Source organism: Gelidimonas diazotrophica (genome assembly GCF_055694025.1).
Map to the genome: position 1 here is coordinate 3,691,516 of NZ_CM146349.1, position 15,493 is coordinate 3,707,008.

A 15,493-nucleotide genomic window follows, 5' to 3' on the forward strand; every position below is an offset into this window, starting at 1 on the left:
ATGTCGGGTTACGCTACGCTAACCCGACCTACAAAAACAGCATCCCATTTTTTCTGATTTTTCTTATGCAGATTTTATTTTATAGCCCCGATAACAAGCCGGAGCCCTGGCTGGCCGGATTGTCGCAAGCCTTGCCGCAGGCCCGCGTGCAAGTCTGGCAACTAGGCATGAGCGCAGCAGATGTGTTGCCGGCCGATTACATCGTGGCCTGGAAACCGCCGGCCGGCATGCTGGCCGGGCATGCCGGCTTGAAGGCGGTATTCAATCTCGGCGCCGGGGTCGATGCGATTCTGCAACTGGGCAACGCGCTGCCGTCGAACGTGCCCATCGTGCGCCTCGACGACGCCGGCATGGCGGTGCAGATGGCGGAATACGTCAGCTACGCAATCCTGCGCCATTTCCGTCGCTTCGATGCCTATGAGGCGCAAAGGCGCGCTGGCATCTGGCAGCCATTGGCACCGCGCGACAAGCAAGATTTCACGGTCGGCATCCTCGGTCTGGGCGTACTCGGCAGCCGGATTGCCGCAGCGCTGCAGCATTTCGGTTTCCCGCTGCGCGGCTGGAGCCGCAGCCGAAAAGAGCTGTCGGGCATGACGTGCTTTGCCGGCGAAGAGGAACTGGATGATTTTTTGCAGGGGACTCAGGTTCTGGTTTGCATCCTGCCGCTGACCGCAGAAACCACCCAAATCCTCAGTCGCAGCAGATTGGAAAAATTGCCGAAAGGCGCGTATCTGATCAACGTCGCCCGCGGCGCGCATGTGGCGGAATCGGACTTGCTGGCCTTGATCAAATCGGAGCATCTGGCCGGCGCGACGCTGGATGTGTTCCGCACCGAACCGTTGCCGCCGCAACATCCGTTCTGGCAGGAACCGCGAATTTCGATCACGCCGCACATCGCCGCGTTGACCCGGCGCGACGAAAGCATCCGCCAGATCGCCGAAAAAATCCGTGCTTTGGAACTGGGCGAACCTATTGTCGGGATCGTTGATCGAAGCAAAGGGTATTAAGTAATACGCGCTGTCCACGAAAGACGAGAAAAGAGATAACAGCACGGTGCGCTTGATTGCTGAGTTGGCGCATGGTTTTGTAGAACCTCGTTTATTCTTTCGTGCCTTTCGTGTTTTTCGTGGAAAAAGATTTTCTCTTATTCAAGCCAAGGACATTCTAATGAATCCATCTAGCAATCTCCCGCAACACGTCAAGATCGTCGAAGTCGGCCCGCGCGACGGCTTGCAAAACGAGAAGGAAACCATCCCGGCCGAGATCAAGATCGCACTGATCGACCGCCTCACGCAAGCCGGCTTCGTCAACATCGAAGCAGCCTCTTTCGTGTCGCCCAAATGGGTGCCGCAGATGGCGACTTCAAGCGAAGTAATGGCCGGCATCACGCGCAAGCCGGGCGTGGTGTATTCGGTGCTGACGCCGAACATGCAAGGTTTCAAGGCGGCGCTGACAGCCAAGGCGGATGAGGTGGTGATCTTCGGTTCGGCCTCCGAAGCCTTTTCGCAAAAGAACATCAATTGTTCGATTGCCGAATCGATCGAGCGTTTCCGCGATGTGGCGCTGTCTGCCAAGCAACACGGCTTGCGCTTGCGCGGCAGCATCAGTTGTGCGTTCGGCTGCCCGTATCAGGGTGAAGTGTCGGCCGACGCGGTGGCTGACGTGGTGCGCCGCATGCGCGAACTGGGCTGCGACGAAATCGACATTGCCGACACCATCGGCGTGGCCACTCCGCTGAAAGTGCATGCGATCATGCAGCGCGCTGCGCAGGAGTTTCCGTTGGCGCAACTGTCGGGCCATTTCCACGATACCTACGGTCAGGGCATCGCCAATATCTACGCCAGCCTCGAAGTCGGCGTGTCGATATTTCATTCGTCGGTGGCGGGTCTGGGCGGCTGCCCGTATGCGAAAGGCGCGACCGGCAACGTCGCCACCGAAGACGTGCTGTTCCTGATGCAGGGTTTGGGCATTGCCACCGGCATCGAGCTGGACGCAGTGGTGGACGCCGGCCAGTTCATCTCGCAGCATCTGGGGCGCAAGGCAGTCAGCCGCGCCGGCAATGCGCTGGCGGCGAAACGGGCCGGTTGATCAAAACGACGGCCGGCTCTACTCGGCCGGGCCGTGGTGCGTTCCCTGTTCGATCATCAGAAGCGCCACTTTGTGCGCTTCCGCTTCGGCCTGTTCTGCGCTGGTAAAAACCGCGTCAACAGAGACGCGCTGGGCAGGAAAAATACTGTTTCTGTGCATGGGGCTGGGAGACGGGCCGTAAATCGCCACCATCGCCGCCCAATGTTCGCTCTCGGGCAAGCGCGCGCTGGAATACTCGATTTCATATTCGCCGATTATTTCGTCTGGCATTGCAGTCTCCCTTGAAAGACAGAAAGGATAAGCGCTGCGGCTTACTCCTCCATCCCGATCAGCACTTCGATGTCCGCTATCGCCATGCGCAGCATCAGTTCAGGTTTGGCCTCTTCGGGAGAGACGCAGGCGACGAAGGCATCAGGAACGGACTTTTTCAAAAGTCCATCACGCTGGATAAAATACTCTCCCTGGCCGTACACGATGGTATAGGTCAAACGCTGCCCGCTGCGTCGCGTATATTCATGAACTAGCATTTTGCTCTCCCGGTTAGCTTTTGTAGCATTTAAGATGCAGCCATCGAATGATTAAATATACTCGCATTGGCGTTTGCCAGATGCGTACTGCGCAACTGAATTACATCTGAATTACCGCCAAATTGCAGCTAAATTGTAGCCGAATATAATGGGCTTGTAGCGCCTTGAAAAATCCGCGCCGGCATCTGCAACGCGCGCTGAAATGACAGCAGCGAACGTTGCGTATAAATACGTTGCGTATAAATATTGCGCATCTATCCGTTCTGTCCAAATACAGGGAGTCGCTTAATCATGTATTCACGTTTCGTAACGATGCTCGGCATCAACCATCCGATCATCCAGGCGCCGATGGCCGGTGGCGCCACCACGCCCGAACTGGTGGCGGCGGTCAGCAATGCCGGCGCCTTGGGCTCGTTCGCGGCCGCCACGCTGTCGCCGGCGGCGATTGCCGAAAGCCTGCAACGGGTGCGCGCCCTGACCCGCCGGCCGTTCAATGTCAACCTGTTCGTGCTGGAAGAACCGCCTATGAATGAGGCCGAACTGGCGGTGGCGCAGGCGCGTCTGAACCCGTTTCGGGCTGCTCTGGGCTTGCCAGCGGCAACCAGCCCCACCAAATTCTGCGAAAACAACCAAGCCCAGATCGCCGCCCTGCTGGCGCTGGCGCCGCCGGTGGTCAGCTTCACTTTCGGCGTGCTCGACGCCGCCACGGTGGCGCAATTCAGGCAAAAAGGTTCGTTCGTGATCGGCACCGCCACCACGGTGGCCGAAGCCAAAGTCTGGGAAGCGGCCGGCGCCGATGCGATTTGCATCCAGGGGATTGAAGCCGGCGGCCATCGCGGCACCTTTCTGGGCGATTTCGAACAATCCGGAATCGGCCTGATGGCGCTGATTCCGCAAGTCGCGCGCGCGGTCAATCTGCCGCTGATCGCGGCCGGCGGCATCATGGATGGCCGGGGCATCGCCGCCGCGCTGATCCTGGGCGCGCAAGCGGCGCAACTCGGCACCGCCTTCCTGTGTTGCCCGGAAGCCGGGATTCACCCGGGCTGGAAACAACGCATCCCGCACACCAGCGACGACGGCACGCGCCTGACGCGGGTGTTTTCGGGCAAGTATGCACGCGGCATCGTCACCGATTTCATGCAACAGCTGCGCCCGTTCGAGCAAGAGATGCCGGCGTATCCAATCCAGAACGCACTGACCGCGGAAATCCGCCGAGCAGCATCCCAGCAAGGTCAGCTGGAAATGATGTCGCTCTGGGCCGGACAAGGCGCAGCCCTGGCGCGCCCAATGCCGGCCGCGCTGCTGGTGCAAACCCTGGCCGACGAGCTGTCGATCGCGCTGCCCGGGCGCTGATGGCAGCGGCGCATCGCCAGCCTGCTCAACCACAATAAATATACAAGGCCAGGTATTTTTTAATTGCGCAATGAATATATGCGGGAAATGCACTGTTTTAATGCATACTCCTGCTTTTTATTGACGACGCATAGCTGTTCAGCCGGCAAGATAATTAAGAGTGAAATGGTACGATTTTGTAGGAGCGCACCCGGGCGCGATCAACGGCTGCAGTCTGGCGACTGCTTTCGCGCCCAGGTGCGCTCCTACATAAAAACTGCTTCGGCTTGGAAGTTTCTTATAGCGGGCTGAATAGTTACGATAATTTCGAACGTGCCGGCAAGCGTTTTAAATACATTGCCAGCGCCGCACTTGCGTAAAATGGGCCGCTTCAATTTAAAGAGGTATCTAGCGATGAAAAAATCCGGCCTGGAAAAACAGAAAGCAATGAAACTGACCGGCAAAATGAAGCAAGCCGGCACCAGCCCGGCGTTCGGCCAGGATGCCGCCGCGCCGCTGGACCGGCGCGATCAGCGCAAGCTGGATCAGGCGCTCGGTCTGGTGCCATTCGCGGTCAAACTCCACGGCGATCTGGTGGCCCAGTTGCAGGCTGTGGCGCAAACGCGTGCAATGGGAATGAACGAAGTGGTGGCGGAACTGCTGGTAAAGGCGCTGGCCGAGCAGCCGAAATAACGCGAGCCTGATAAACCAGCAGCAAGCCAGTAGCGCACTCTGGTTTCAAGCTGGAAAACCGCAGATGGCGCGAGTGCGCAATCTGCGGCAGAGCGCCGGATTACTTGCGCAGTTTGGCCAGTTCGGCCTGTACGTCTTTCACCACGTCGGCACCGCCATCGGCGGCGAATTTGTCGAACGCTGGTTTGACTTTGTCGCGCATGCGGCCGATTTCCTTGTCACTGACCACGCTGACCTGCATGCCCTTGGACTTCAGGTAATCAACCGCCTTGATCGCAGCCGCGCGGCTGTCCTGGCGCTCGAAACTGCGCGAAGCCACGGCGGACTCCTGCAATGCCTTTTTCTCATCGGCGTTCAAGCCATCCCACCATTTCTTGCTGGCGAGCACGATCCACGGGCTGTATACATGCTTGGTGATCGACAGGTATTTCTGCACTTCGTAGAACTTGCTGGACTGGATGGTGTTGACCGGGTTTTCCTGACCGTCCACGGTCTTGGTTTCCAGCGCGGTAAATAATTCCGAGAATGGCAGCGGCACCGCATTCGCGCCGAAGCTATTGAACATGTCGATATACACCGGGTTTTGCATCACGCGCAGCTTGACGCCCTGCATGTCTTCCAGCTTGGTGATCGGGCGCTTGGTGTTGGTCAGGTTGCGGAAACCGTTTTCCCAATACACCAATCCGACCAAGCCTTTTTCCTGCAGACGGTTAGCCAGTTTCTGGCCGAATGGGCCATCCAGCACCGCATCAGCTTCTTTTTCATTGGCAAACAGGAAGGGCAAATCGTAGACGCCGAAATCCTTGACGATGCCGACCAGGGTGGCGGTGGAACCGACCATCATTTCCTGTGCGCCGCCGATCAGCGCATTTTGCATTTGCATGTCGCCGCCCAGGCTGGCGTTGGCGAAGCCTCTGGCTTTGAGCTTGCCGCCGGTGCGCTTGGCCAGATCGTCGGCAAAGAACTTGACCGCGCGGCCTTGATTGCTGTCATCGGCCAGGCCGTAGCCGAAGCGGATGATGCGCGCCTTGTACTCAGCCGCTTGCACCGCAGTGCTGGTTACGCCTGCAATTGCCAGTGCCATCACCAGTGTTTTAAGGATATTTTTCATACGGTCTCCAAGTGTTGCTGTGTGAATGAATATTAACTAAACCAGACCATCGGTACGGTGATGATTCCGGGGAAAACGATGAACACGATAATCAGGGCGATATACGCCAGCAAGAACGGCCAGATGCCTTTGGTGGCGCTTTCCAGCGAGATTTTGGCCACGCCGCAGACCACATTGAGCACCGTGCAGACTGGCGGATGGATCAGGCCCAGCGTTCCGACCAGCACGAACATGACGCCGAAATACGTGCCATCGATGCCGGCCTTCAGCGCCAGCGGCATCAGCACCGGCGCCATCACCAGGATCGTCGGCGTCAGATCCATCACGATGCCGACCGCCAGCAGCAACAGCATGATGGCCGCCATCAGCGCGCGCGGGTCACTCATCAAGGGCCCCAGCGTCTCGGTCAACTGCGCCGGCAGATCGGCCAATGTCACCATATACGACGACACCAGCGCTCCGGCCACCAGGAACATCACGGTACTGGTGGTCTGGGCCGCATCGACAAATAATTTCACCAGTTGCTTCAGCTTCACCTCGCGATACACGAACAGGCTGACTCCCAGCGCATACACAGCAGCCACCACCGCAGCTTCAGTCGGCGTAAAAAAACCGCCGCGCAAGCCGCCGATGATAATGACCGGCAACATCAATGCCCAGACGCTGTCGATCAGTGCGCTGCGGCGCTCGGACCAGGCGCGTTTCGGTTGCGGCGTGACATTCATCTTGCGCGCCAGCACCATCCAGACTGTCACCAGCACGACCCCCATCAGGATGCCCGGCACGATACCCGCCATGAACAATTTGCTGATCGAAGTATTGGTGGCGACGCCGAAGATGATGAACGACATCGAAGGCGGAATGATCGGTGCGATGATGCCGCCGGAGGCGATCAGGCCGGCCGAACGCGGCACCGGGTAACCGTTATCGCGCATCATCGGGATCAGCAAGGTCGCCAGCGCGGCGGTATCGGCAATCGCCGAACCGGACAGGCTGGCCAACAATACCGAGGCACCGATGGCGACATAGCCGAGTCCGCCCTTGATATGACCGACCAGGCTGACCGCCAGTGTGATGATGCGCTTGGAGATACCGCCGGCATTCATCAATTCGCCGGCCAGGATGAAGAACGGCACTGCCATCAGCGGGAAGTTGTCGGCGCCGGACAGCAAGTTTTGCGCCACCAGTTGGGCGTCGAAAAAGTCCAGATGGAACATCAGCGCGACGCCGGTCAGCATCAGCGCAAAAGCAATCGGCATCCCCAGCGTCATCAGCAGGACGAGGGAACCGAGGAAGATGGCGAGCGTCATTCTGCGGCTCCCTGCTGGATGATTTCATCCACCGAAGGGACGGTGCTTCCTGGCACCATCGCGTCCGGATGCCGCGTGACGATGCGCCACAAATTAATCGCAACAATCAGGATCATCGAGGCGGCACAGATCAGCCCGGCGGCAGCCATGAAGGCAGTCGGATAACGCAGCACGGTGGAATAGGTGCTCATGCCGATCACGGTCTGGGTCCAGCTGCCGTACAGAAACAGCCAGAGCCCGTACAGCATCAGCAAGTGACTGATGACCGCGCAGATGCGGCGCGCACCCATCGGCAAGCGCGCCTGCACCATCTCGACCCCCAGATGGGCATGGCGGCGCAAGGCCAGAATCGCGCCGAGGAAAATCAGCCAGACGAACATCAGGCGGGAAATCTCTTCCGCCGCCGCGAAGCCGGTATTGAAAACATAGCGCAACACGACGTTGCCGAACACCAGCGCCACCATGATGGCCAGCGCCAGCGCCATCAGCCATTCGACGCTATGCTCCAGACGCGGAACCAGTTGCTTCATTATTGTGTCTCCTTGTTGTATCCACTATTTTTAAAATCAGCACAGCGTTGCGTGATGTCGTCAATCAACTGTTCCGGTGCGCGCCGGATATCCAGCCGCAGCGCGTTCTCATCCTCGGCCGGCGGCTCCAGATCGCGCAACTGGCTGTCGAGCAAGGCCAGCGGCATGAAGTGATTACCGCGCGCCAGCATGCGGGCCGCGATCAATTCACGGTCGCCGTCGAGATGCACAAACACCAGCGCCGGATCGCCTTGCCGCAACAAATCCCGATAACGGCGCTTCAGCGCCGAACAGGACAGCACCAAGCCGACGCCCTGTTGTTGCGCGGCGCGGATGCGCGCTTGCAGGATCAGCAACCAGTCCTGACGGTCGGCATCATCGAGCGCGGTCCCGGCCACCATCTTGGCGACATTGGCGGCAGGATGATCGTCATCTCCTTCCACATAGGCGACGCCGATGCAATCAGCCAGGCGACGCCCCATTTCGCTCTTGCCGCAACCGCTCACGCCCATGATGACCCAGCGCAGCGAATGACAATCTGTGATTGTTCGATGGTTCATTCTGCTTATTTTTTCTTGATATTTATTGACTTGAAGTTGGCAACACGCCTATGTTAGCGCTAACATTGCGAGGATTTTAATCATTTCGAATACTTTGTAAAGTCATTTCGATGTGGCGCTGCAGCAAAAAACTGCTGCTTTTATAGTCAAAATTTATTCATGGAATCTACCGGCCGCAGCCAGCACGGGAGCGCCAGGAAAGTCTGATCAAGCATTGCAAGGCGCCGGCGATTCCGGTACAACCCTCCCTCATGTCCATACGCAAACCCCGCCCTACCCGCTCCGGCAGCGTGACGCTGGCAGATATCGCCGCCCGCGTCGGCACCAGCACCATTACGGTCTCACGCGCAATCAATACGCCGCACCTGGTGTCGGACGCGCTGCGGGTGCAGATCGACGCCGTCATCGCCGCCACCGGCTATGTGCCGAATCGTGCCGCCCGGGCGCTGGCCCGCGCCCGCTCCGACAGCATTGTGGTATTGGTACCGTCGCTATCGAATACGGTCTTCATCGAAATCCTGGCCGGTGTGCACGATGTGTTGTATCCGCATGGCTACCGCACCCTGATCGGCGATACCCGCTATTCGGCGGCGGAGGAAGAAAACCTGCTGCGGGCCTATCTGGAGCACTCGCCGGACGGCTTGCTGATCACCGGTTTCGACCAGACCGCGCTGACGCGCCAGCTGATAGCCAACAGCCGGATTCCAGTGGTGCACATGATGGAACTGGGGCAGTCCGACGCCTTTTCGGTCGGCCTGCGTCAGTTCGATGCGGGGTTCGCGATGACCGCACATTTAATCGAACGCGGCTACCGGCACATCGGCTTTCTGGGCGCGCAACTCGATCCGCGCGTGATGGAGCGGCTGGCCGGCTACCGGGCCGCCTTGCAGCAAGCCGACCTGCGCTATCCGGCGGGCGAACTATTAAATAGCGCGCCGTCCTCGATCGGACTCGGCGTGCAACTGCTGGATCAGCTGCTGCAGCAAGCGCCCGATTGCGACGCGCTGTTCTGCTGCAATGACGATCTGGCGCAGGGCGTGCTGTTCGAATGCCAGCGGCGCGGCATTCGCATCCCGCAACAACTGGCGGTGGCCGGCTTCAATGACCTGACCGCTTCGGCCTGGATCAATCCGAGGCTCACCACCATCGCCACCCCGCGCTATGCGATCGGTCACGCAGCCGCAACAATGTTGCTGCAACGCATGAAAGGCCGCATGCCGGAACCGGCGCAAATTGATCAGGGCTTTACGCTGGTGGTGCGCGAAAGCACCTAGTCCGCTGGCTCTGCGCTGGCTCCGCGCTGGTTCCGATAATGCAGACCGGTGCTGCGTATCCATTGCATTTACGGCAATGCTATCTGATCGCACGCTCAAACGGCGCTGCATTTTGACGGCATAATGGTCTTCCCCAAAAAATCATAACCATGAGACCCGATCAATGACGATGACAGCACAGGATTTCGATCCCGAAACCCATGTCGGCCCGCTGCCGTCGCCCTGCATCAATCTGTGCAAAATGGATGATGCTTCAGGTCTGTGCCAGGGTTGCCGGCGCACCATTCCGGAAATCATCGCCTGGAGCAAAGCCAGCGAAAACGATAAACGCACGATGTGGCAGGAAATCAAGCGCCGCCTTCGCCCCCTTTCAAAATAATAAAATAATCGAGACCTCCAACAATGACCGTACAGTTTTACAAACCCCAACACACCGTCACCGGCCCCGCTTACAGCCAGTGGTTCAAGTACCTCGCCACCACGGTGACGATTGCGCTGGCCGCGTATGCGATACGGGTCACGCTGCAATTTCCGCTGGCCAATTACGGTTTCGGCATCAAGGCGCTGCTGTTTTTTTCCGCCCTGATGCTGCTGGTCAGTTATTACTGGTTCCTGAAATCGACCACCACCGTCGACCAGAACGGCATCACCCAGACCTGGATGTACAACAAGCAAGTGCTCTGGGCCGATGTGCGCAGCGCCAAAATGATCGGCATCCCCTATCTGGACTGGATTTTCCCGCCGCGCATGATCATCCGCACCGGCATCGCCTTCACCACTTTCAACGGCGGCAGCGAAGCGCTGCTGGTTGAATTCGCCAAAATATCGCTGGCTTACCAGATGAAGGCATGAGATGACGCAAGCAATCGATACGCCGCTGCAGATGCCCGCCACCATGCAAGTTCTGGAACGCGGCTGGCTATCTTCCAACAACATCCTGTTCGGCGGGAGCGGCCAGACCGCCCTGGTCGACAGCGGCTACCACACGCACGCAGCGCAAACCCTGGCGCTGGTGCAATACGCGCTGCAGGGGCGGCCGCTGGAACGATTGATCAACACCCATCTGCATTCCGACCATTGCGGCGGCAATGCGGTGCTGCAGCAAGCCTACGACTGCCGCACCACGATCCCGGCTTCGGAAGCGCAAAAAGTCAGGACCTGGGATGAAGACGCACTGAGTTTCAGCGCCACCGGCCAGCAATGCGAACGCTTCAGTTTCGACGACACCATCGAAGCCGGCGCCAAGCTGACGCTGGGCGACATGGAATGGCACGTGCTGGGCGCGCCCGGCCATGATCCGCATTCGCTGATCCTGTTTTGTCCTGAGGAGCGGATTCTGATTTCTGCCGACGCGCTGTGGCAAAACGGTTTCGGCGTGGTGTTCCCTGAACTGGAAGGAGAATCCGGCTTTGCCGAAGTGCGCGCCACGCTGGAACTGATCGCCACGCTCGACGCCCGCCTGGTCATTCCGGGCCACGGCGCGCCTTTTACCGGCGTGCAACAGGCGCTCGACGTCGCGTTTTCCCGCCTCGACTATCTATCCGCCGATCCGGTGCGCAACGCGCAGAACGCAGTCAAGGTGCTGCTGAAATTCCTGCTGCTGGATCGGCAAAGAATCGCAATTGCCGAGCTGCCGCAACTGCTGTCGCAGATGCGCATATTGCTTGAGGCCAACCGGCGCTTGCTGCAACAACCGCTGCCGGTGCTGACGCAATGGGCGATTGCGCAGTTGGTAAAAGCGGGCGCGGCGGTGGTTGAAGGCGACCTGCTGGTCAATCGGGACTGACCGTGCTTTCACATATACTCCAGATAACGATGGCTATTTCCACAATGAAATAGAGGGTATTTTTAACATACTCCGGTTTATTTCGCGGCAAGCGCGCCTATTCGGCCGGCATGCCAATGAAAAGCGAAGTGGTGCGGCTCTGTAGGAGCGCACTTGGGCGCGATCAACGGCTGTAGTCTGGCGACTGCTTTCGCGCCCGGGTGCGCTCCTACAAAAACTGCTTCGGTTTAGAAGCCTCTTATAGCCGCCTGAATAGCTACTTCAAGGCTGCAAGCCCGGCAGCACCGACCATTCCGGCTCCTCGAATTCTCCGATAACCGTAATTTCACAATGCGTCGCATGCTTTTCGAGAATTGCGCGCACGGTTTCACTCCTGCGGTCATCCTTCGCATCCCGGTGCGCCTTCGAATCCCAGCTTGCAATCGCCAGCAACACGTTGGGATCGCCAATTTTCCGGTGCAGATACGTCCCTCGTGCCCCGGGCGTACGCTGAATGATCTCGCTGGCGCGCACCCACGCTGCAGCGTACTGCTCCACCGAGTAACCCGGCTTCATGCGAACCTCGAAGATGAATTTCATGTTTTAGCCTCGTTCCTTCCGATTGCGGACGCAGTGATCTGTCGATCCATTCTGGCCGCATCTCGACTGTACCCGCTATCAAGGCGGTAAGCCGCACGCCCCTGGTGTGCGGCTTACCGCCTGGTTCACTGCAAATTTAGCCGAGCGTGTAATCAGCATCGGCAAACGATTGCAGCGGCGGCAAATCGTCGTATCGGGTGGGACGATTCTGCTGCTTTGCGAGGAAAGCTTCCAGCAGGTTGCTGCCCTGCCAGATGCCGGATTGCAGCCATGCCATCTGTTGCAATGCGTCGTGGGTTGAATGATCGCGCGCGTAGTGGATCGCCTGCTTGCTGCCCCAGATCGCGACTGGCGGTTTTTGGGCGATTTCGTGCGCCATTGCCAGCGCGGCTTCGATCAGCTCTTCCTGCGATTCGAATACCGCATTCGACAATCCCAACGCCAGCGCACGCTGTGCCGGCAGGCGACGGCCGGTGTAGGCCAGCTCGTGCACCACGCCTTCGGGGATCAACTTCGGCAAGCGTTGCAAGGTGCCCATGTCGGCAGTCATGCCGATATTGATTTCCTGAATGCAGAAGAAGGCGTCGGCCGTAGTCAGGCGGATATCGCAGGCGCAGGCCAGGTCCACCGCGCCGCCGATGCAACCGCCCTGGATGGCGGCGATGACCGGCATGCGCAATTGTTCCAGCTGAGTAAATACCTGCTGCATCCCGGCTACCGTGTGGGCGATGGTGGCGCGCCCGGCCGCGCTTTTTTCATCCAGCGTGAAGCCGGAAGCGCCGGCATTGGCGAACACATCGAGCGCCATGCCGGCGCTAAAGTGTTTGCCGGTGGAAGAAATCACCAGCGCGCGAGCCGGCGCGTCGCGCTGCAAACTGCTCAGGATCGCAATCAGTTCGCGCCAGAATACCGGCTGCATGGTATTCATGGCTTGCGGGCGATTGAGCACCAGATGGGCGACCTGATCGGCGATGGTGAAAGTGAAGCATTGGTTTGACATGGCATCTCCTTGAAATAAGGGTCGATTGTGTTCCAATTCACTAGAGCAGACAATCTAGCACGCTCGTACTTTTTTCATCCTATAATCGACTTTCCATTTGAAATTTTCGCGAGGTCACCATGGCATTGCCTGCCGCACTGCAGAATCTACGTCTTCCCGTTATCGGCTCTCCGCTGTTCATCGCCAGCGGTCCGGCGCTGGTGATTGCCCAATGCAAGGCCGGCATCGTCGGCGCTTTTCCGGCGCTCAATGCGCGCCCGGCGGAGTTGCTCGACACCTGGCTGAGTCAGATTCAGGCCGAACTGGCAACCTACCAGGCGGCCAATCCTGAGGCGAAAGTGGGACCGATCGCGGTCAACCAGATCGTCCATCAGTCCAATGACCGGCTGGCGCACGACGTCGAAGTCTGCGTCAGGCACCGGATTCCGATCATCATTTCCTCCTTGCGGGCGCCACCGAAAGAGATGCTGGATGCAATCCACAGTTACGGCGGCATCGTGCTGCATGACGTGATTTCGATCCGTCACGCGCAAAAGGCGCTGGAAGCCGGCGTCGATGGCTTGATTCTGGTGGCGGCCGGCGCCGGCGGCCATGCCGGCGCTTTGTCGCCGTTCGCGCTGGTGGGCGAAATTCGCAAATTTTTCCAGGGTCCGGTGGCGCTGTCGGGTTCGATCGCAACCGGCGATGCAATCCTCGCCGCGCAGGCGATGGGCGCCGATCTGGCGTATATCGGCTCGCGCTGGCTGGCCACCAAGGAATCGAACGTGAACGACGAATACCGCAACGCGATTGTCGAATCGGCGGCGGCCGACATCGTCTACACCAACCTGTTTACCGGGGTGCATGGCAATTACCTGAAAAAATCCATCGTCCAGGCAGGACTGGACCCGGAAAACCTGCCGCAAGCAGATAAAACGGCGATGAATTTCGGCACCGGCGAGGGCAGCAAGGCCAAGGCCTGGCGCGATATATGGGGGGCCGGGCAAGGCGTCGGCCTGATGACCGATGTGCCTACGGTGGCCGAAATGGTGACGCGCCTGAAAGACGAGTACGATGCGGCGAAACGGCGGATTTGCACCGATATGTAAAATAGGTGGAGTATGCCAATATTTAATGCAATTACCGCATGTATACATTGCGGCATTAAAAAATACTCCACTTTCATGAAGTAAAGTAGTGCAGGCCTCCGTGCCTGCAACCGGTTGCAGGCACGGAGGCCTGCACTACTATCAAAAAAATCCGCCACTCTTGCGAGTGGCGGATTTTTTTAATTTAAAAAGTTTTATTTTTTCTTCAAGGGTGCGGCGGCTATGGTTGGCTTGGCTGCTTCGCCTTTCTCCTTGGCCGCTTTTGCCACCAGAAAATCCATCACTTTCAGCGCGGCGGCCTGCAGCGCGGCTTCCGGCTGACTGCCGCTCAGACCGGCGCCGGCGATCGATGGCGATGTGATGTAACGGCCGCCGACGGCGATAGTGGGCACGCCGTCGATCTTGTATGCGGCCTGCAATTGGGTGGCGGTGCGCACTTTGGCTTGCACCCCGAAGGAATTGTACATATTGACGAATTTTTGCTTATCCACGCCCTGTTTGGCGATGAAGTCGGCAATCGATGCATCCTTGTCGAGCGGTTGGCGCTCGACGTGGATCGCGTTGAATACCTTGGCGTTCAATTTCGAGGCAAGACCGAGCGCTTCAAGTGCGTAATACAGGCGCTGCTGCGGCACGAAGGATTCATTGAAAGCGATCGGCACCCGCTTGAAAACGATATTGTTGCCCTGCTTTTTGACCCAGGCATCCAGCGACGGCTCGAATGCATGGCAGTGCGGGCAGCTGTACCAAAAGAATTCGGTGACTTCGACTTTTTCGCCGATGTCGGTTTGCTGCGCCTTGTCCAGCGTACGGAAATCGACACCGTTTTTTGGATTATCGGGCGCGGCACTGACGGACAGCGCCAGCAGGCTCAGGCCAAGAGTGACAAATAGTTTGGGTAACAAGCGCATACGACTTTCCTTTTCTGGTTTATTTGGGGCTACGCACGACAGCGACGTCGACGCCGTTTTCTGACAGTTTCTCGCGGATACGGTTCATTGTTTCGATCTGACCAAAAGGACCGACACGCACCCGGTACAGGGTGCCGCTATCGGACAGGCGCTCGGTCACGCGCGCTTCGAACCCGAGCAGGGCTAGCTTGGCTCGGGTGCTGTCGGCATCTGCCTGCTCCCGAAACGCACCGGCCTGCAGATAATACGTGTACTTCTCTTCCCCGGCGGCGGGCTTGGCGGGTGCTTCCTTTTCAGCCACCGATTTTTCGACCAGCGGCGCCTTGCCGGATTCGACTGCAGGCTTGGCGGCGGTCTGCGGCTGCGGCTTCGATTCCGGCAGCGCCGCCGGTGCGGGTGCGACTTCTTCGGCCGGCTTGGCGAGGTCGCGGGCGGCTTCCTTGGCCGCGTCCTTGTTGCCATACAGCGGCTTGTTGGGATCGACCACAATTGCGCCGCCGCTGCCTTCGACGGCTCTCGGCTGGGCCCCCTTGTTGATGAAAGGCAAACCTGCTTTGGTGATGCTCAGTGCGACCGCCAGCGCAATCCCCAGGCCGATGATCAAGCCAATGATCAAACCCAGTAAGGTGCCGCCTTGCTGGCCGGAGTTGCGTGCACTAGCGCGTACTTTGCTGCTCTTTTTTTGGTGAGTTGCCATACTTCTC

General features: G+C 58.7%; 19 protein-coding genes. 9 read left to right on the forward strand and 10 right to left on the reverse strand.

The genetic code is table 11. The annotated features are described in order from the left end of the window. Nucleotides 1-65 precede the first annotated feature (65 nt). Nucleotides 66-1,007: a 2-hydroxyacid dehydrogenase gene (locus tag KGFNPO_RS17100; RefSeq protein ID WP_472632425.1), complete on the forward strand. Its 942-nt coding sequence runs from the start codon at nt 66-68 to the stop codon at nt 1,005-1,007. A 160-nt stretch (nt 1,008-1,167) separates the two neighbouring features. Then, on the forward strand, nt 1,168-2,088 hold the full coding sequence (locus tag KGFNPO_RS17105; RefSeq protein ID WP_472632426.1) for a hydroxymethylglutaryl-CoA lyase: 921 nt from the start codon (nt 1,168-1,170) through the stop codon (nt 2,086-2,088). An 18-nt stretch (nt 2,089-2,106) separates the two neighbouring features. On the opposite strand, the gene KGFNPO_RS17110 is transcribed toward KGFNPO_RS17105, so the two are convergent. Both KGFNPO_RS17110 and KGFNPO_RS17115 read right to left on the reverse strand, forming a co-directional pair. Further along, the gene (locus KGFNPO_RS17110; RefSeq protein ID WP_472632427.1) at nt 2,107-2,358 is read right to left on the reverse strand and encodes a hypothetical protein; all 252 of its coding nucleotides are present in this window, start codon (nt 2,356-2,358) and stop codon (nt 2,107-2,109) included. 41 nt (nt 2,359-2,399) lie between these two features. Further along, complete coding sequence (locus tag KGFNPO_RS17115) at nt 2,400-2,615, reverse strand: hypothetical protein (RefSeq protein WP_472632428.1); 216 nt, start codon at nt 2,613-2,615, stop codon at nt 2,400-2,402. Nucleotides 2,616-2,906: 291 nt separating this feature from the next. Here KGFNPO_RS17115 and KGFNPO_RS17120 point away from each other — a divergent pair, with 291 nt between their 5' ends. Further along, a complete protein-coding gene (locus KGFNPO_RS17120; protein ID WP_472632429.1) occupies nt 2,907-3,968 on the forward strand; it encodes an NAD(P)H-dependent flavin oxidoreductase in 1,062 nt (353 codons plus the stop codon). A gap of 393 nt (nt 3,969-4,361) precedes the next feature. Beyond that, a complete protein-coding gene (locus KGFNPO_RS17125) occupies nt 4,362-4,640 on the forward strand; it encodes a hypothetical protein (protein WP_472632430.1) in 279 nt (92 codons plus the stop codon). Nucleotides 4,641-4,740: 100 nt separating this feature from the next. Here the strand turns inward: KGFNPO_RS17125 and KGFNPO_RS17130 are convergent, their stop codons facing one another. The 4 genes from KGFNPO_RS17130 to KGFNPO_RS17145 are packed head-to-tail and all read right to left on the reverse strand — an operon-like array spanning nt 4,741 to nt 8,151. Continuing rightward, nucleotides 4,741-5,751 carry a TRAP transporter substrate-binding protein gene (locus tag KGFNPO_RS17130; protein ID WP_472632431.1) on the reverse strand — a complete coding sequence of 337 codons (1,011 nt, stop codon included), beginning with the start codon at nt 5,749-5,751 and terminating at the stop codon, nt 4,741-4,743. 32 nt (nt 5,752-5,783) lie between these two features. Next, nucleotides 5,784-7,061 (reverse strand): TRAP transporter large permease subunit, encoded by a 1,278-nt coding sequence (locus KGFNPO_RS17135; RefSeq protein ID WP_472632432.1) that lies wholly within the window; start codon nt 7,059-7,061, stop codon nt 5,784-5,786. After that, nucleotides 7,058-7,591 carry a TRAP transporter small permease gene (locus KGFNPO_RS17140; RefSeq protein WP_472632433.1) on the reverse strand — a complete coding sequence of 178 codons (534 nt, stop codon included), beginning with the start codon at nt 7,589-7,591 and terminating at the stop codon, nt 7,058-7,060. Before KGFNPO_RS17140 ends, KGFNPO_RS17135 begins: the two co-directional genes overlap by 4 nt. Next, nucleotides 7,591-8,151, reverse strand: a complete 561-nt coding sequence (locus tag KGFNPO_RS17145) for a gluconokinase (RefSeq protein WP_472632434.1) — start codon at nt 8,149-8,151, stop codon at nt 7,591-7,593. The genes KGFNPO_RS17140 and KGFNPO_RS17145 overlap by 1 nt, the downstream gene beginning before the upstream one ends. A gap of 251 nt (nt 8,152-8,402) precedes the next feature. Here KGFNPO_RS17145 and gntR point away from each other — a divergent pair, with 251 nt between their 5' ends. From gntR to KGFNPO_RS17165, 4 genes are all read left to right on the forward strand, one after another. Beyond that, complete coding sequence (gene gntR, locus KGFNPO_RS17150) at nt 8,403-9,425, forward strand: HTH-type transcriptional regulator GntR (RefSeq protein WP_472632435.1); 1,023 nt, start codon at nt 8,403-8,405, stop codon at nt 9,423-9,425. Between the two features lie 163 nt (nt 9,426-9,588). After that, nucleotides 9,589-9,804 carry a DUF1289 domain-containing protein gene (locus KGFNPO_RS17155; RefSeq protein ID WP_472632436.1) on the forward strand — a complete coding sequence of 72 codons (216 nt, stop codon included), beginning with the start codon at nt 9,589-9,591 and terminating at the stop codon, nt 9,802-9,804. A 23-nt stretch (nt 9,805-9,827) separates the two neighbouring features. Continuing rightward, nucleotides 9,828-10,277, forward strand: a complete 450-nt coding sequence (locus KGFNPO_RS17160) for a hypothetical protein (RefSeq protein ID WP_472614107.1) — start codon at nt 9,828-9,830, stop codon at nt 10,275-10,277. 1 nt (nt 10,278) lies between these two features. Next, on the forward strand, nt 10,279-11,211 hold the full coding sequence (locus KGFNPO_RS17165) for an MBL fold metallo-hydrolase (RefSeq protein ID WP_472632437.1): 933 nt from the start codon (nt 10,279-10,281) through the stop codon (nt 11,209-11,211). Between the two features lie 261 nt (nt 11,212-11,472). Here the strand turns inward: KGFNPO_RS17165 and KGFNPO_RS17170 are convergent, their stop codons facing one another. Both KGFNPO_RS17170 and KGFNPO_RS17175 read right to left on the reverse strand, forming a co-directional pair. Further along, nucleotides 11,473-11,790 (reverse strand): antibiotic biosynthesis monooxygenase family protein, encoded by a 318-nt coding sequence (locus KGFNPO_RS17170; RefSeq protein ID WP_472632438.1) that lies wholly within the window; start codon nt 11,788-11,790, stop codon nt 11,473-11,475. Nucleotides 11,791-11,926: 136 nt separating this feature from the next. Next, on the reverse strand, nt 11,927-12,790 hold the full coding sequence (locus KGFNPO_RS17175) for an enoyl-CoA hydratase-related protein (RefSeq protein WP_472632439.1): 864 nt from the start codon (nt 12,788-12,790) through the stop codon (nt 11,927-11,929). Between the two features lie 119 nt (nt 12,791-12,909). Between KGFNPO_RS17175 and KGFNPO_RS17180 the strand changes: the two genes are divergently transcribed. After that, entirely contained in the window at nt 12,910-13,878 is a 969-nt protein-coding gene (locus KGFNPO_RS17180; RefSeq protein WP_472632440.1) for an NAD(P)H-dependent flavin oxidoreductase, read from the forward strand. A gap of 194 nt (nt 13,879-14,072) precedes the next feature. On the opposite strand, the gene KGFNPO_RS17185 is transcribed toward KGFNPO_RS17180, so the two are convergent. Then, a complete protein-coding gene (locus KGFNPO_RS17185) occupies nt 14,073-14,789 on the reverse strand; it encodes a thiol:disulfide interchange protein DsbA/DsbL (protein ID WP_472632441.1) in 717 nt (238 codons plus the stop codon). A 19-nt stretch (nt 14,790-14,808) separates the two neighbouring features. Continuing rightward, complete coding sequence (locus KGFNPO_RS17190) at nt 14,809-15,486, reverse strand: SPOR domain-containing protein (RefSeq protein WP_472632442.1); 678 nt, start codon at nt 15,484-15,486, stop codon at nt 14,809-14,811. Nucleotides 15,487-15,493 lie beyond the last annotated feature (7 nt).

Bases quoted from the DNA above. Each gene is read 5' to 3' on its own strand.
- KGFNPO_RS17100 (WP_472632425.1), top strand. From the start codon at position 66: ATGCAGATTTTATTTTATAGCCCCGATAACAAGCCGGAGCCCTGGCTG.
- KGFNPO_RS17105 (WP_472632426.1), top strand. From the start codon at position 1,168: ATGAATCCATCTAGCAATCTCCCGCAACACGTCAAGATCGTCGAAGTC.
- KGFNPO_RS17110 (WP_472632427.1), bottom strand. From the start codon at position 2,358: ATGCCAGACGAAATAATCGGCGAATATGAAATCGAGTATTCCAGCGCG.
- KGFNPO_RS17115 (WP_472632428.1), bottom strand. From the start codon at position 2,615: ATGCTAGTTCATGAATATACGCGACGCAGCGGGCAGCGTTTGACCTAT.
- KGFNPO_RS17120 (WP_472632429.1), top strand. From the start codon at position 2,907: ATGTATTCACGTTTCGTAACGATGCTCGGCATCAACCATCCGATCATC.
- KGFNPO_RS17125 (WP_472632430.1), top strand. From the start codon at position 4,362: ATGAAAAAATCCGGCCTGGAAAAACAGAAAGCAATGAAACTGACCGGC.
- KGFNPO_RS17130 (WP_472632431.1), bottom strand. From the start codon at position 5,751: ATGAAAAATATCCTTAAAACACTGGTGATGGCACTGGCAATTGCAGGC.
- KGFNPO_RS17135 (WP_472632432.1), bottom strand. From the start codon at position 7,061: ATGACGCTCGCCATCTTCCTCGGTTCCCTCGTCCTGCTGATGACGCTG.
- KGFNPO_RS17140 (WP_472632433.1), bottom strand. From the start codon at position 7,591: ATGAAGCAACTGGTTCCGCGTCTGGAGCATAGCGTCGAATGGCTGATG.
- KGFNPO_RS17145 (WP_472632434.1), bottom strand. From the start codon at position 8,151: ATGAACCATCGAACAATCACAGATTGTCATTCGCTGCGCTGGGTCATC.
- gntR (WP_472632435.1), top strand. From the start codon at position 8,403: ATGTCCATACGCAAACCCCGCCCTACCCGCTCCGGCAGCGTGACGCTG.
- KGFNPO_RS17155 (WP_472632436.1), top strand. From the start codon at position 9,589: ATGACGATGACAGCACAGGATTTCGATCCCGAAACCCATGTCGGCCCG.
- KGFNPO_RS17160 (WP_472614107.1), top strand. From the start codon at position 9,828: ATGACCGTACAGTTTTACAAACCCCAACACACCGTCACCGGCCCCGCT.
- KGFNPO_RS17165 (WP_472632437.1), top strand. From the start codon at position 10,279: ATGACGCAAGCAATCGATACGCCGCTGCAGATGCCCGCCACCATGCAA.
- KGFNPO_RS17170 (WP_472632438.1), bottom strand. From the start codon at position 11,790: ATGAAATTCATCTTCGAGGTTCGCATGAAGCCGGGTTACTCGGTGGAG.
- KGFNPO_RS17175 (WP_472632439.1), bottom strand. From the start codon at position 12,790: ATGTCAAACCAATGCTTCACTTTCACCATCGCCGATCAGGTCGCCCAT.
- KGFNPO_RS17180 (WP_472632440.1), top strand. From the start codon at position 12,910: ATGGCATTGCCTGCCGCACTGCAGAATCTACGTCTTCCCGTTATCGGC.
- KGFNPO_RS17185 (WP_472632441.1), bottom strand. From the start codon at position 14,789: ATGCGCTTGTTACCCAAACTATTTGTCACTCTTGGCCTGAGCCTGCTG.
- KGFNPO_RS17190 (WP_472632442.1), bottom strand. From the start codon at position 15,486: ATGGCAACTCACCAAAAAAAGAGCAGCAAAGTACGCGCTAGTGCACGC.